The sequence below is a fragment of the Flavobacterium kayseriense genome (genome assembly GCF_014305095.1).
Lineage (GTDB): Bacteria > Bacteroidota > Bacteroidia > Flavobacteriales > Flavobacteriaceae > Flavobacterium > Flavobacterium kayseriense.
In genome coordinates this window covers 735,830-750,153 of sequence record NZ_JACRUI010000001.1, presented here as the reverse complement: position 1 = coordinate 750,153, position 14,324 = coordinate 735,830, and the positions used below count along the sequence as shown (strand labels likewise).

The 14,324-nt window shown below is 34.7% G+C and carries 14 protein-coding genes; 9 read left to right on the top strand and 5 right to left on the bottom strand.

Annotated elements, in window-relative coordinates; all coding sequences use genetic code 11:
- Window positions 1-38: 38 nt before the first annotated feature.
- The 4 genes from H8R22_RS03160 to H8R22_RS03145 form a co-directional block, all read right to left on the bottom strand.
- A complete protein-coding gene (locus tag H8R22_RS03160; RefSeq protein WP_187008977.1) occupies window positions 39-434 on the bottom strand; it encodes a hypothetical protein in 396 nt (131 codons plus the stop codon).
- A gap of 27 nt (window positions 435-461) precedes the next feature.
- On the bottom strand, window positions 462-2,333 hold the full coding sequence (locus tag H8R22_RS03155; protein ID WP_187008978.1) for a M1 family metallopeptidase: 1,872 nt from the start codon (window positions 2,331-2,333) through the stop codon (window positions 462-464).
- 59 nt (window positions 2,334-2,392) lie between these two features.
- The gene (locus tag H8R22_RS03150) at window positions 2,393-4,018 is read right to left on the bottom strand and encodes a S8 family peptidase (RefSeq protein WP_187008979.1); all 1,626 of its coding nucleotides are present in this window, start codon (window positions 4,016-4,018) and stop codon (window positions 2,393-2,395) included.
- A gap of 74 nt (window positions 4,019-4,092) precedes the next feature.
- Window positions 4,093-4,953, bottom strand: a complete 861-nt coding sequence (locus tag H8R22_RS03145) for an MBL fold metallo-hydrolase (RefSeq protein ID WP_187008980.1) — start codon at window positions 4,951-4,953, stop codon at window positions 4,093-4,095.
- A 254-nt stretch (window positions 4,954-5,207) separates the two neighbouring features.
- Between H8R22_RS03145 and H8R22_RS03140 the strand changes: the two genes are divergently transcribed.
- The 5 genes from H8R22_RS03140 to sufD all read left to right on the top strand — a co-directional run bounded on the left by H8R22_RS03140 (window position 5,208) and on the right by sufD (window position 9,742).
- Window positions 5,208-5,537 (top strand): HesB/IscA family protein, encoded by a 330-nt coding sequence (locus H8R22_RS03140; protein ID WP_187008981.1) that lies wholly within the window; start codon window positions 5,208-5,210, stop codon window positions 5,535-5,537.
- Window positions 5,538-5,620: 83 nt separating this feature from the next.
- Window positions 5,621-7,069: a Fe-S cluster assembly protein SufB gene (gene sufB, locus H8R22_RS03135; protein ID WP_187008982.1), complete on the top strand. Its 1,449-nt coding sequence runs from the start codon at window positions 5,621-5,623 to the stop codon at window positions 7,067-7,069.
- Window positions 7,070-7,131: 62 nt separating this feature from the next.
- Window positions 7,132-7,884, top strand: coding sequence for a Fe-S cluster assembly ATPase SufC (gene sufC, locus H8R22_RS03130; RefSeq protein WP_187008983.1), 753 nt, complete (start codon window positions 7,132-7,134; stop codon window positions 7,882-7,884).
- Window positions 7,885-7,925: 41 nt separating this feature from the next.
- The gene (locus H8R22_RS03125) at window positions 7,926-8,291 is read left to right on the top strand and encodes a four helix bundle protein (protein ID WP_187008984.1); all 366 of its coding nucleotides are present in this window, start codon (window positions 7,926-7,928) and stop codon (window positions 8,289-8,291) included.
- A gap of 134 nt (window positions 8,292-8,425) precedes the next feature.
- Complete coding sequence (gene sufD / locus H8R22_RS03120; RefSeq protein WP_187008985.1) at window positions 8,426-9,742, top strand: Fe-S cluster assembly protein SufD; 1,317 nt, start codon at window positions 8,426-8,428, stop codon at window positions 9,740-9,742.
- 365 nt (window positions 9,743-10,107) lie between these two features.
- Here sufD and H8R22_RS03115 read toward each other — a convergent pair whose 3' ends face one another.
- The gene (locus H8R22_RS03115) at window positions 10,108-11,454 is read right to left on the bottom strand and encodes a serine hydrolase domain-containing protein (RefSeq protein WP_187008986.1); all 1,347 of its coding nucleotides are present in this window, start codon (window positions 11,452-11,454) and stop codon (window positions 10,108-10,110) included.
- Window positions 11,455-11,632: 178 nt separating this feature from the next.
- Between H8R22_RS03115 and H8R22_RS03110 the strand changes: the two genes are divergently transcribed.
- The 4 genes from H8R22_RS03110 to H8R22_RS03095 all read left to right on the top strand — a co-directional run bounded on the left by H8R22_RS03110 (window position 11,633) and on the right by H8R22_RS03095 (window position 14,218).
- Window positions 11,633-12,847 (top strand): aminotransferase class V-fold PLP-dependent enzyme, encoded by a 1,215-nt coding sequence (locus tag H8R22_RS03110; protein WP_187008987.1) that lies wholly within the window; start codon window positions 11,633-11,635, stop codon window positions 12,845-12,847.
- Window positions 12,848-12,857: 10 nt separating this feature from the next.
- Window positions 12,858-13,301 (top strand): hypothetical protein, encoded by a 444-nt coding sequence (locus tag H8R22_RS03105; RefSeq protein ID WP_187008988.1) that lies wholly within the window; start codon window positions 12,858-12,860, stop codon window positions 13,299-13,301.
- Window positions 13,291-13,710 carry a SufE family protein gene (locus tag H8R22_RS03100; protein ID WP_187008989.1) on the top strand — a complete coding sequence of 140 codons (420 nt, stop codon included), beginning with the start codon at window positions 13,291-13,293 and terminating at the stop codon, window positions 13,708-13,710. Before H8R22_RS03105 ends, H8R22_RS03100 begins: the two co-directional genes overlap by 11 nt.
- A gap of 94 nt (window positions 13,711-13,804) precedes the next feature.
- A complete protein-coding gene (locus H8R22_RS03095) occupies window positions 13,805-14,218 on the top strand; it encodes a GxxExxY protein (RefSeq protein WP_187008990.1) in 414 nt (137 codons plus the stop codon).
- Window positions 14,219-14,324 lie beyond the last annotated feature (106 nt).

The following is a 14,324-nucleotide window of genomic DNA, read 5'->3' as shown; positions in this document are numbered from 1 at the left end:
AAAAGGCTGCAAAAAATATTTTGCAGCCTTACTCTTTATTAGAGTATTCCGTTTTTCGTAAACAGCTTTCGAACTTGTACAAATTCAGCATCTGATTTTACAGATAGCAAATCGCGTTGTTTTCCGTTTTGCAATATGATAAAGTATTTTTTACGTCCTAAAAAAGTACTTTCATTGATACCTTTGATTTGATCAGCAGGTATTTTCTCGCTACCTGATTTTTTAAAAATATACTTGTGAAGAATAACAACCGAGAACATACCTATTACCAACCATAACGCTTTCATAAATCCAAATGCTATTTGACCATTTGATATATTCAAAAGAGCATTGATTAAAGTAAGTATCATTACAAACTTCATTAGAAAAAGATGACTTTTTAGACCATCTTTAATCGCTACTGATTTTGTCAATTCATTGTAGGTAACGCTCATGATTTATCATTTACTTTATGAAAATGCTTATTGTTTGTAAACATTATTATCTTGTTTCACGTCGGCCATTAAGCCACTTGGGTCAATTGTGATTTTTTTGATAGTCCCTTTTGCTTTAGCAATTGTGAATTCATAGTTAGAGGCAGCCCAAGTCCAGTCATTCAACACCGTTCTTTTTACTGCCGGATTAGGATTTGCTTTCTCGTAATTCATCATTCGTAAAGGCACATAAAAACTTTCCATTGTTCCATCAGTATATTCTACTAACAAATCAATTGGCATTGGCATTCTACCAATTCTTTCTAAACTAACTGTAGTTTGATTTCCGTTTTCAGTCACTGCTTTAATTCCGTAATCAATCGTGTTTGTTGTTTGTGCCCAATCTACTAAATACCAATCTAGATTAGCACCTGAAACACGCTCCGCTGATCTCTTAATATCGTTAGGCGTTGGATGCTTGAACTTGAAATCATGGTAGTATCTTTTAATGGTCTCTGCCAATTTATCTTCACCTATTACATAACGCAACTGTGATAAAAATACACTTCCCTTTACGTATGAAGAGGTGCTGTAAGGTCTGTTTTCGTCATAACGATCACCATGCGTAGTTTGAGACTGCTCTTTACCTGAGTTTACTAAATTATAATACGCTCTGTAATTACCTGAAAAAGGATTTGCTACTTTTTTATCAGAAAGTTCATTTTCAGCCAAATCAGAAATGTAGGTTGTAAAACCTTCATCCATCCAAGGGTGTTTTGACTCGTTTGAGGCTAAGACATGCTGGAACCAGGAGTGTCCTAACTCATGTGTTGCTGTACCAAAAATTCCCTCAAGTGTACCATTTCCGAGCATTAATGTAGACATTGCATACTCCATTCCGCCATCACCACCTTGTATAAAGGAGTATTGTTTGTAAGGATAATTTCCAACATTTTTATTAAAAACATCCATAACCTTTACCATCATTGGCTGCAGTTTTTTCCAGTTTTCAACTGTTTTTGGATAGTTTTTATACAAGAAATGCAAATCAACATCATTAGGTCCTTTTACCACATCGTGCATGTAATTTTTATCGGCAGCCCATGCAAAATCATGTACCATAGGCGCTACAAAATGCCAAGTTAACGTCTTTGTCTTTTTAGGAGTGTTAACCACTACACCTTCGCTTTGGTAACCAAAACCAATTTCGTTTGGATTTTGCAAGTAACCCGTTCCTCCTAGAACAAACTCTTTATCAATAGTAATTTTTACATCAAAATTACCCCAAACTCCTTGAAATTCTCTTGCTATATATGGATCAGCATGCCATCCCTCGAAATCAAATTCGGCTAACTTAGGATACCATTGAGTCATTGATAACTCTACTCCTTCAGAATTATTTCGTCCTGAACGACGAATTTGAATCGGCACTTGACCGTCAAAATCTAATGTAAAAGTTGATTTCGAATTCGGTAAAATGGGCTTTGCCAAAGTCACTTCTAAAATAGTACCCGCAGTTTTAGCTTCTGCTACTGCGCCATCTTGTTTGAAATTAGTGATTTTTAGGTAGCCTATTTCATTTGGTTTCAAGCTTTCAATTCGGCTTACTTTAACCTCTTTTCCATCAACGGTAACTTTGTTTACCATTCTAGCATCTGGATCCTTAATACTATGCAACCTAGCATCCATTTCGCTACCCGGTTGGAAAGCATTGTTGAACAAATGGTAATATACTTTTCTCAAAGTATCATTAGAATTATTAGTGTAAACTAATTCCTGTGTTCCTTTGTATTGGTAGTTTTTGACATCCATAACGACGTCCATTTTATAATCGACATGTTGTTGCCAATAAGTAGTACTTTGGGCCATTAGCGAACCAAAATTAAAAGTAACGAGGGAAAGTAATAGTATTTTCTTCATTGGTTTAAAATAAAAAATGGAAGAGCCGAAGCTCTCCCATAAGATTAATAGTTTTGGATTTATTTAGTTGACATTTTGTCTGCCATTAAAATAGCGTTGTATGCATTTACTATTTTACCTGACTGAGATAGCGTAGAGAAAGAACGAGTATCTTTAGGATTACCCCCAACCACAACATCAGTTGTGATAGCTACACCTGAATCCATCAAGATGTGTTTTACTTGTGAAGCTGTCAATTTAGGATAATATGAACGAATTAAGGCAGCAACTCCAGCAACATTAGGCGAAGCCATAGAAGTTCCAGCTAAATATTGGTATGCATTGTTAGGTGTTGTTGCATAAATTTGAACTCCAGGAGCAAAAACATCTACATTTACTTTTCCGATGTTTGAGAAACGAGCAACTACCTTATCACTATATTCAAAATTCAAAGCACCAATAGTAATCATGTTATCAGCAAATTCAGTTTTCTTATCTTCTGAATCATTTGGGAAATTTTCAGCAAAATCGATGTCTTTTGCATCATTACCTGCGGCATGAACAATTAAAACATCTTTTTTCTCAGCATATTTAATCGCATCGTAAACCCATTGTCTATGAGGAGAAAAACTTTTACCAAAACTTCCGTTGATTACTTTAGCTCCATTATCTACTGCATAGCGAATTCCTAAAGCAATGTCTTTATCGTACTCATCCCCATCTGGCACAGCACGAACTGTCAAAATTTGTACATTGTTGGCAACACCGTCGCCACCTAAATTATTCCCTCTCACTTGAGCTACAATACCTGCTACGTGAGTACCATGAAGGATTTCTTTTTTATCTGGACCCATCACGTTTGCATTACCGTATTTAGTATCAGTAATATCATTAGGGTTGTCCCCAACAACTTTTCTGTAATCTGTTTTCAGATTATCTCCGTTTACTAAAGCTATTTGACCCTCTAATTGTTTTTCGACCGCAGCTTTCAAATCTGCTACCGGCAATCTGTAAGAAAACATTTGTTGCATTATTTGCTTACTTTCCTTTACAGCTTCATCCTCTGAGCTAATTGCATTTACATCAGCAACCGTATAGACTGGCTTACCTAAGAACTTAACTAAAACAGCATCGTTTTTTACCAATGAGGCGATCATACCTTCTAAACGTGTTTTTACTGCAACTGCATCAGCAACTTTTTTATCATTTAACGCTTTTGCTTCCAGATAAGTCACCTCGTCCACAATGCTTTTATCTTTTACGATTCTTTCGTATTCTAGATTTTCTTTGGTTATATCTCCTAGGAAATTCCAACCATGAATATCATCTACATAACCGTTTTTATCATCGTCAATTCCGTTTCCGGGAATCTCTTTGGTATTAGTCCATAATACTGTTTTTAAGTCTTCATGTTCGATATCTACTCCCGAGTCGACAATACCTACAATTACAGGAACTCCTTTTTTATCCTTCAATAATTCAGCGTAGGCTTTATCTACACTCATTCCAGGTATAGTGTCTTTAACTATGTCTAAATGACTCCAACGTTTTAACTCAATCTCCTTTAATGGACTAGTTTTTTTAATATTTAATGGTGCCGATATAGCAGTCATTGTTGTATAACTAGCCGCTTGTTTTTGTGTTCCGCACCCTGCTAAAACTACAAGAGCAATAGCTGAAAGGCAAATAGGCTTAATGGTATTCATTATTTAATGTATTATTAGGATTTAAATATTGGTCTAAAATAAAGGATTTTGTTACAACCACGGCACGATTAACACTATGTTAAGATTTCTTCACAAGAATAAACCTCTTTTAACCGAACACCTTTCTCAGTATGTTGTACTGTAATTATCTGGTTGTGGGCATCATGTTCTAGAAACAAATAGAAATTATTATCAGCGGCCGCATTTAAAAATTTTGTTTTTTCTGGCATGGTTAATAAAGGTCTAGTATCATATCCCATCACATAGGCAACGGGTATGTGACCTGCAGTAGCTAATAAATCAGCACAAAAAATAATAGTTTTGTCTTTGTATTGAATGTGCGGAATCATTTGCTTCTCCGTGTGCCCATCGGCAAAGAAAATTCCAAAACCTAATTCTGATTTCTCCAAGAAATCTCCTTCGGGTCTTTTGATAAAATTTAACTGTCCGCTTTCCTGCATTGGCAAAATATTTTCAGACAAAAACGATGCTTTTTCTCTCGGGTTTGGTTTTGTTGCCCATTCCCAATGGTTTTCATTACTCCAAAATTTTGCATTTTTAAAAGCAGGTTCGTAACCCGTTTTATCTTTATTCCACTGTACACTTCCGCCGCAGTGATCAAAATGCAAATGCGTCATAAACACATCTGTGATATCATCACGGTGAAAACCATGTTCAGCCAATGACTTGTCTAGTGAGTGTGAACCCCAAAGCGAATAATAACCATAAAATTTATCCGATTGCTTGTCTCCCATTCCTGTATCGATTAGGATTAAACGTTTATCATCCTCAATTAATAAGCATCGTGCAGCAATATCAATTAAATTGTTGGCATCAGCAGGGTTAGTGCGGTTCCAAATGGTTTTAGGCACTACACCAAACATGGCGCCACCATCAAGCTTAAAATTTCCGGTTTCAATAGCGTATAGTTTCATTTTTTTTGATTGAAAGATTAAGAATTGGGAAATAAAAAAAAGATTTTATAGTTCCAGTACACCTAGAATCTCTCCTCTACAAAAACTCTTTTGTGTTTTCACAATTCGACTGCAATTTATGAAAATTGATCTGCTTTCTTGAGATTTAGATAGACTTTTTCTATTTCTACATTAGTTATAAAAATGTTATCTATTATGGAAAAAGGTTTTTATATAGTATCTTTGCAGTTAATTTAGACAAAATCAATTTAACGATGATACAAGTTTCTGATACTGCCAAAAAGAAAATTATCGACTTAATGCAAGAAGATGGTTTTGATGCTGCAACAGATTACGTACGCGTAGGTGTAAAAAGCGGTGGATGCTCTGGTTTATCTTATGATTTAAAATTTGACAAAACCAAAGGCGAAGACGATAAAATATTTATAGACAACGAGATAACTATTGCTGTAGAAAAAAAATCATTCCTTTATTTAGCTGGAACTATTTTAGAATTCTCAGGCGGAATAAACGGAAAAGGATTTGTTTTTAACAATCCAAATGCAACAAGAACATGTGGTTGTGGAGAATCATTTTCACTATAGTCAAACGGTAAACGTCATTGAGTCGCAAGACTAAAAACAACTTTAAAACCTTAAGACTTCAAAACTTTAAGACAAAAAAATATATGTCAAAATACACAGAAGACGACTTAAAAATCGAACTCGAAACAAAAGAATACGAGTATGGATTTTACACCGAATTAGAATCGGATACTTTCCCTATTGGATTGAATGAAGATATCGTTCGTGCCATATCTTTACGCAAAGAAGAGCCGCAATGGATGACAGACTGGCGTATCGAAGCTTTCCGTGCTTGGGAAGAAATGGTAGAACCAGAGTGGGCTAATGTAAATTATGCAAAGCCTGATTTTCAAGCTATATCTTATTACTCAGCACCAAAAGCGGTAGATCCAAACAAGACGCTAGACGATGTAGATCCTGAACTTTTAGAGATGTACAAAAAGTTAGGTATCTCTGTTGATGAACAAAAAATGATGAACAACGTTGCCATGGATATCGTGGTAGACTCGGTTTCTGTAGCAACAACATTCAAGAAAACACTAGGAGAAAAAGGAATTATATTCATGAGTATCTCTGAGGCAATCAAAGAGCACCCAGAATTAGTTCGTAAATATCTAGGAACAATTGTACCGCAAAAGGACAATTACTATGCTGCTTTAAACTCAGCTGTTTTCTCTGACGGTTCGTTTTGTTACATCCCAAAAGGCGTTCGTTGTCCAATGGAACTTTCTACCTACTTCCGTATTAATCAGGCTGGAACAGGACAGTTCGAAAGAACATTACTTGTTGCTGATGAAGGCAGTTATGTATCGTACTTAGAAGGATGTACTGCACCAAGCCGTGATGAAAATCAATTACATGCCGCAGTTGTAGAATTAGTAGCGCTTGACGGTGCAGAGATTAAATACTCTACCGTTCAAAACTGGTATCCTGGAAACAAAGAAGGAAAAGGTGGTGTTTACAATTTTGTAACTAAAAGAGGATTGTGTGAAGCCAATGCCAAAATCTCTTGGACACAAGTAGAAACAGGTTCTGCAGTGACTTGGAAATATCCTTCTTGTATCTTAAAAGGAGACAACTCAGTAGGAGAATTTTATTCGATTGCGGTGACTAATAATTTCCAACAAGCAGATACTGGAACAAAAATGATCCACATTGGTAAAAACACGAAATCAACTATTATCTCTAAGGGAATATCTGCTGGACGTTCTCAAAACAGTTATAGAGGATTAGTACGTATTTCGCCAAATGCCGATAATGCTCGTAACTTCTCACAATGTGATTCGTTGTTAATGGGAGATAATTGTGGCGCACATACCTTCCCTTATATTGAAAGTAAAAATCCATCAGCAAAAATTGAACACGAGGCTACAACTAGTAAAATTGGTGAAGACCAAGTTTTCTATTGCAACCAACGTGGAATCCCTACCGAAAAAGCAATTGCGCTGATCGTAAATGGTTTCAGTAAAGATGTATTGAATAAATTACCTATGGAGTTTGCTGTTGAAGCACAAAAATTACTGGAAATATCTCTTGAAGGTTCAGTAGGTTAAACGCTGACTTGACTAGATCGCTAAATGAATCTTAATACCTTAATGGTTTAAAATAAAAACTAATGTTAAGCATAAAAAATTTACATGCCTCAATTGGGGACAAAGAAATTCTAAAGGGAATCAACCTTGAAGTAAAAGCAGGAGAAGTTCATGCTATAATGGGACCAAACGGTGCTGGAAAAAGTACTTTAGCTTCTATCGTAGCAGGAAACGAAAACTATGAGGTTACAAGTGGAGAGATTATTTTGGATGGAGAAGACCTTTCAGAATTAGCTCCTGAAGAAAGAGCACACAAAGGGGTTTTCCTTTCTTTTCAGTACCCAGTTGAAATACCTGGAGTATCTGTAACTAACTTTATTAGAACGGCAATCAACGAAACACGTAAAGCAAACGGACAGGAAGAAATGCCTGCAAACGAAATGCTAAAAGTAATTCGTGAGAAATCAGAATTGTTAGAAATCGACCGTAAATTTTTATCCCGTTCTTTGAATGAAGGATTTTCTGGTGGAGAGAAAAAACGTAATGAGATTTTCCAAATGGCAATGCTGGAGCCAAAATTAGCGATTCTAGACGAAACCGATTCTGGACTTGATATCGATGCACTTCGAATCGTAGCTAATGGAGTTAACAAACTTAAAAGCGATAAAAATGCAGTAGTGGTAATCACACACTACCAACGTTTACTAGATTATATCGTTCCTGACTACGTACACGTTTTATTGAACGGTAAAATTGTAAAATCTGGAGACGCATCTTTAGCTTTAGAACTAGAAGAAAAAGGATACGACTGGATCAAACAAGAACAAGAAGCATAAAATTAAAAAGTCGAAAGTCATAAAGTCAAAAGAAAAAGTGAATGGGAAAATTTAATTCTTTCGAAGAAATTAATTCTTGGCAAAGAGCAAGAGTTTTTAATAAAAGAATTTACCTTATCACTGAAAATACAAATTTCAAAAAAGACTTTGATTTCACTAGACAAATTAGACGGGCTTCAATTTCTATATCGTCAAATATTGCTGAGGGATTTGAGAGAAATACGGATAAAGAGTTTATTTACTTTTTATATGTTGCAAAAGCTTCCGCTGGAGAAGTTCGTTCTCAATTACATCTAGCATTTGATTTGAATTACATTACTAAAGCAGAATTTGAAAAACTTTTAGAATCAGTAACAGAAATATCAAAATTGTTAAGTGGTTTTATTAAATACTTATCAAAAGTCTAAAGTTTGAAAGACTAAAGTCTGAAAGGTTTCCCACCCTTGACTTTATGACTTTCGACCTTAAGACTTAAATAACATTATGTTGACAATCCAAAGTCTTTCGACTTTCGACCTTCGACTTTAAGACTTAAATTAAAATGGAATTGAAAGAAAAATTAATCTCGTCTTTTATGGCTTTTGAAGAGCGCATCGATGTTCACGCTGAACTTCATGATGTTCGAACAGCTGCCTTAAAAAACTTTGAAAATAAAGGTTTCCCAACCAAAAAAGAGGAAGCTTGGAAATACACCTCGTTAAATAGCATCTTAAAAAATGACTTTACTGTTTTTCCAAAGCAAGAAAACAATATCCAATATTCTGATGTAAAAAAATACTTTTTGCATGAGATAGATAGCCATAAGGTAGTGTTTATTGATGGTGTTTTTAGCTCTCATCTTTCTTCAACAACTCATGAAGGAATTGACGTTTGCTTACTATCATCAGCATTAAACAAACCTAAATACAAAACGGTAATTGATACTTACTTCAATCAGATAGCCAATAAAGAAGAGAGTTTAACTTCTCTAAATACCGCATTTGCAAATGAAGGAGCGTACATAAATATCCCGAAAAGCAAAGTAGCCGATAAACCTATCGAAATCATGTATTTCTCTACAGGTACTGAAGCGGCTTTAATGGTGCAACCTAGAAACTTAGTAATTGTAGGTGAGAATGCTCACGTACAAATTATTGAGCGTCACCAAAGTTTGAATGAAAATCCAGTATTGACTAATTCAGTTACTGAGATCTTTGCTGAAAAACGCGCCATGGTCGATTTTTATAAAATCCAAAATGACAATCTTACTGCTAACTTAATAGATAACACCTACGTTTCTCAACAAGAGGAAAGTAGCGTGGCTGTTAATACTTTTAGTTTTGGTGGAAACCTTACTAGAAACAACTTGAATTTTTACCATTTTGGTGAGCGCATTGTGAGCTACCTAAACGGAATTACGATCATTGGCGAAAAGCAACATGTAGACCACTATACTTTAGTGCAGCATGCTTCACCAAACTGTGAGAGCCACCAAGATTACAAAGGAATTTTTTCTGATAAATCAACAGGTGTCTTCAACGGGAAAATTTTCGTAGAGAGAGCAGCGCAAAAAACAAATGCGTTCCAAAAAAGCAATAATATTTTATTGAGCGACAAAGCAACAATCAACGCAAAACCTCAGTTAGAGATTTTTGCCGATGATGTAAAATGTTCTCATGGTTGTACTATTGGTCAATTAGATGAAACAGCAATGTTTTACATGCAACAACGCGGAATTCCACAAAAAGAAGCCAAAGCCTTATTAATGTATGCGTTCTCGAATGCCGTTATTGAAAGCATTAAAATACCCGAATTAAAACAAAGAATCACTAAAATTATCGCAAACAAATTAGGCGTGAAAATAGGATTTGACTTGTAATAATTACGCTTATAAATTAAAAAAACCTTTCAGAGTATTGCACTTTGAAAGGTTTTTTTAATGAGCTCATCCCGCTATTCGTTGCAATCTTTTATTGTTTTAAAGAAAAACAATAAAAGGATTTTCACTGCTATCGGGGCTAGATATCCAATTATTGACTTGAACTATTGTCAGTTCAAGCGGAGTCGAGAACCGTATGCAGCTAAAGAAAAGTTGCGAATCATTGTAAGTTCAAACAGAGTCGAAAATCATTGTCAGTTCGAGCGGAGTCGAGAACCATTTCTCACATTGAGAAAAGCAGACTAGACCAAGTCATACTTTATTTGTCTACAACAACCTTTTGCTTAACAAAAATCTATTGATTACTACTTTTTAAAACTCCCTAAAACACCTTTCAACACTTCGTTAATATCAAATTGGCTTTCATCTGTCAGCCCTAGTCTTACAATTACTAAATCTTTGGAAGGGATAATAAAAACTTTTTGTCCTTGAAAACCGTTGGCAGAGTACATGTCTTTCGGAGCATCCGGATATTTACCTCCTGCATTCAACCAAAAGTGCCCACCATAAACACCATCGGACCCTTTTGTTGGTGTTGCAACATATTTAGCCCAACTTTCATTGAATAACTGTTCGCCGTTCCAATTCCCTTTATGTAAATACAGCAACCCAAATTTCCCCCAATCACGCGTTGTTGCCCAGCCATAAGACGATCCCACAAAATTACCCGCCATGTCTGTCTCCACAATCATAGACTGCATCCCTATTTTATCAATCAGTTCAGTATACCAAAAATCCAAATACTCTTGATGCGTCTTAAATTGATTTCTTAAAATGTAAGACAATAAATTAGAAGTCCCTGAGGAATAATTCCAATGGCTGTTTGGCTCATAAGACGCTTCTTTTTCTAATTGAACACGTCCCATATTAGCAGACTGAAATAACATTTCCGTAGCATCACATATTTTATCATAACTCTCTTCCCAGGCTAATCCCGAATTCATGTGTAGTAAATCGTTTGTCGTGATTTTTTTTCGAGCATCCTCTTTCCATTCTGGAATTGGAGCCGGTTTATTAATATCAAACTTGCCTTGCTTCTCAAGAATCCCAAAAATTGTTGCTGTAATACTTTTGGTCATAGACCACCCTAAAATCTTACTCTCTTTGTTAAAGCCCGTATCGTATTTTTCGGCAATGATTTTATCTTTATAAATCACCAATAAAGAACGTGTTCTTTTTTTAATCACTCCCTTTTCATCAAAAGCGCTGGAGACAGCGGTATTTAATTTGGCGTAATCAACATTGGAGAAAACCGTGTCCTTTTGCTCTACATCTCCATAAGGATAGATTAAATTATTGGCTATTTTATTTCGCTTTGGTGTATTATATGGTTTAGTAGTATCAAATTTATCATCAATCAAAGTAGCACCAAGACCTTCACGGTAAATTGCTTTACGTTCTTTCAATCCGTAGACTGAAGATTTAGCAAATTCCCCAGCATCATCTATTACATTGCTAGCTAAATCAAGTAAATTAATATCATTGTCACCCTTCTCAATCATTTCCTTAGAGCGATTATCAATAAAATGACCTGAGGCTACACTTTTGGCTGAAAAGCCCGAAATTAAATCTAATTTCGGATAGGTTGTAAAACCTAAATACAAAAGAGCAATAAGCAGAGCGAGACCTATAATCTTAAAACTTTTTTTCATCTCATTATTTTTCAAGCAATTTATTAAAAACTTCTCATTCTTATGCAATCAAATTGAATAAGTTGTATATAAATTTAGCTATTACTATATCACAAGAATCTATTAAAAACTTGGTTTTCATAATTTCAAAATGGTATATATTCCGTACTTTTGTGTTAAGAATTTATTCTAAATAATTATGCTAGATATTCAAAAAATAAGAGCCGATTTTCCTATTCTTTCTCAAAAAGTTAATGGAAAACCCTTAGTATACTTCGACAACGGAGCAACCTCTCAAAAACCACAAGTGGTTATAGATGCTATCTCAAAATACTATCAAGAAATCAATGCTAATATACATCGTGGTGTTCATACCTTAAGTCAATTAGCAACTGATGCTTATGAAATTTCACGTGGTAAAATTCAAAACCATCTTAATGCTAAACATTTGCACGAGGTACTTTTTACTTCGGGAACAACCTTTGGTGTTAATTTGGTAGCAAATGGATTTACAGCTATATTAAAACCTGGTGATGAAGTTTTAGTTTCTGCCTTAGAGCATCATAGTAACATTGTACCATGGCAAATGTTGTGTGAACGAACGGGAGCAACATTAAAAGTAATCCCAATGAATGATGAGGGAGAACTAATCATGTCAGAATATGACAAATTGTTGTCAGACAAAACAAAAATTGTTACCGTAAACCATATTTCGAACGCACTAGGAACTGTGAATCCTATCAAATACATAATCGATAAAGCACATACCGTTGGCGCAGCTGTTTTAATCGATGGTGCACAAGCAGTACCGCATTTGAAACCAAATGTACAAGAATTAGATTGTGACTTCTATGTTTTCTCTGGACATAAAATTTGTGGACCAACAGGAATAGGAATTCTTTTCGGTAAAGAAGAATGGCTTAATAAACTTCCTCCTTATCAAGGTGGTGGTGAGATGATCAAAGAAGTCTCCTTTGAAAAAACAACATATGCTGAATTGCCTCATAAGTTCGAAGCAGGAACCCCTAATATTGCAGGTGGAATTGTTTTGGGTACTGCAATTGATTATATGAACGAAGTAGGTTTTGACAACATACAACAACAAGAACTTGAATTACTTGAGTATGGTACAAAACGTCTGCTAGAAATTGAGGGATTACGCATATTTGGTACTGCCAAAGAAAAAACCTCTGTAATCTCGTTTAACATTGAAGGAATTCATCCTTACGACATTGGTACGATAATTGACAAATTAGGAATAGCAGTTCGTACAGGACACCACTGTGCTCAGCCAATTATGACTTATTTTAACATTCCGGGCACCATTCGGGCTTCCTTTTCTTTCTATAATACAAAAGAAGAAATAGATAGCCTAGTTGAAGCCTTGAAAAAAGCACAAATGATGCTATCCTAAAACCAAAATTATGAAACTACTTTCCCTATTATTTTTGACAATATTCCTTAGCAAAGGATGTGACAGTAGTAACAATCAAGATATCAATGCAGCAGTAATTGAGTACACAGCGAATACGAGAGGCTTTTATCAAAAAGTTATTATCGAAAAACAAATGGTAACTGTAATAAAAGAACGAGGGCAAAAAGAGAAAGGTACCCCAACAAAAATTTCAGAAGCAGATTGGAAAAATTTAATCCAATTGTTTGACGACATCAATCTAGAGGAAATCAAAGATTTGAAATCACCAACTGAAAAACGATTTTACGATGGGGCAGCAATTGCCAACCTAAAAATAACATACCAAGGAAGTACCTATGAAACACCAAGTTTTGACCATGGTTTTCCTCCTGTAGAAATAAAAAAATTAGTGACAAAGATTAACTCATTTGTAAAACAAAGCGATGAAGATTAAAGATATACAAGCAGAAATAGTTGATGAATTTTCCATGTTTGATGATTGGATGCAACGTTACGAATACATTATCGATTTAGGTAAAAATTTACCTTTGATCAAAGAAGAATTCAAAACGGATAACAATTTAATCAAAGGATGTCAGTCGAAAGTATGGCTACAAGGAGAACAAAATAGTGATACTATTGTTTTTACTGCGGATAGTGATGCTATTTTGACTAAAGGAATAATTGCGATATTGATTCGGGTTTTTTCTAATCAGAGTCCGCAAGATATCATTGCAGCCGACATGGAATTTATTGATCAAATAGGATTAAAAGAACATTTATCACCTACTCGCGCTAACGGATTAGTATCGATGATTAAGAATATAAAGATGTATGCTTTGGCATTCAATGCTAAAAACTAATTTCAATCTGAACATAGAAGTCAGATAAGTTTCTTTCTAAATATTTGATTAACCTATACTATTTTTACACTAATCAATAGTAAAACCGATAGTAATGAAGCTTACAAAGAGTTATCTCAAAGATTTAGTCTATCAAGTAAATGGAGCTGCCATTGAAGTTCATAAAAGTATTGGCCCAGGCCTTTTGGAATCTGTTTATCACCAATGCTTAAAAAAAGAATTAGAATTACGGAAAATAGGTTTTACGTCTGAACTACTAGTTCCTCTAAAATATAAAGGACATGATTTAGAATCAAAACTAAGATGCGATTTACTTATTGAAAATAGTTTAGTAGTCGAGTTAAAATCCGTAAATGGAATAAATCCAATTTTTGAAGCACAATTGCTAACCTATATGACCTTACTAGATGTGCCAATTGGATTAATGATCAATTTCAATGTAAAAAATATTTTTTATGAAGGTCAAAAAACTTTCGTAAATGAATTATATCGGAGACTCGAAGATTAATAAATTGTTAAATGATAATCATATTAGTCATCAATACAAATTTTAAATTTAAATCATAAAAAAAATAAAAACTTATAATCACTTTGTTTTACTTTCAAAAAAAACT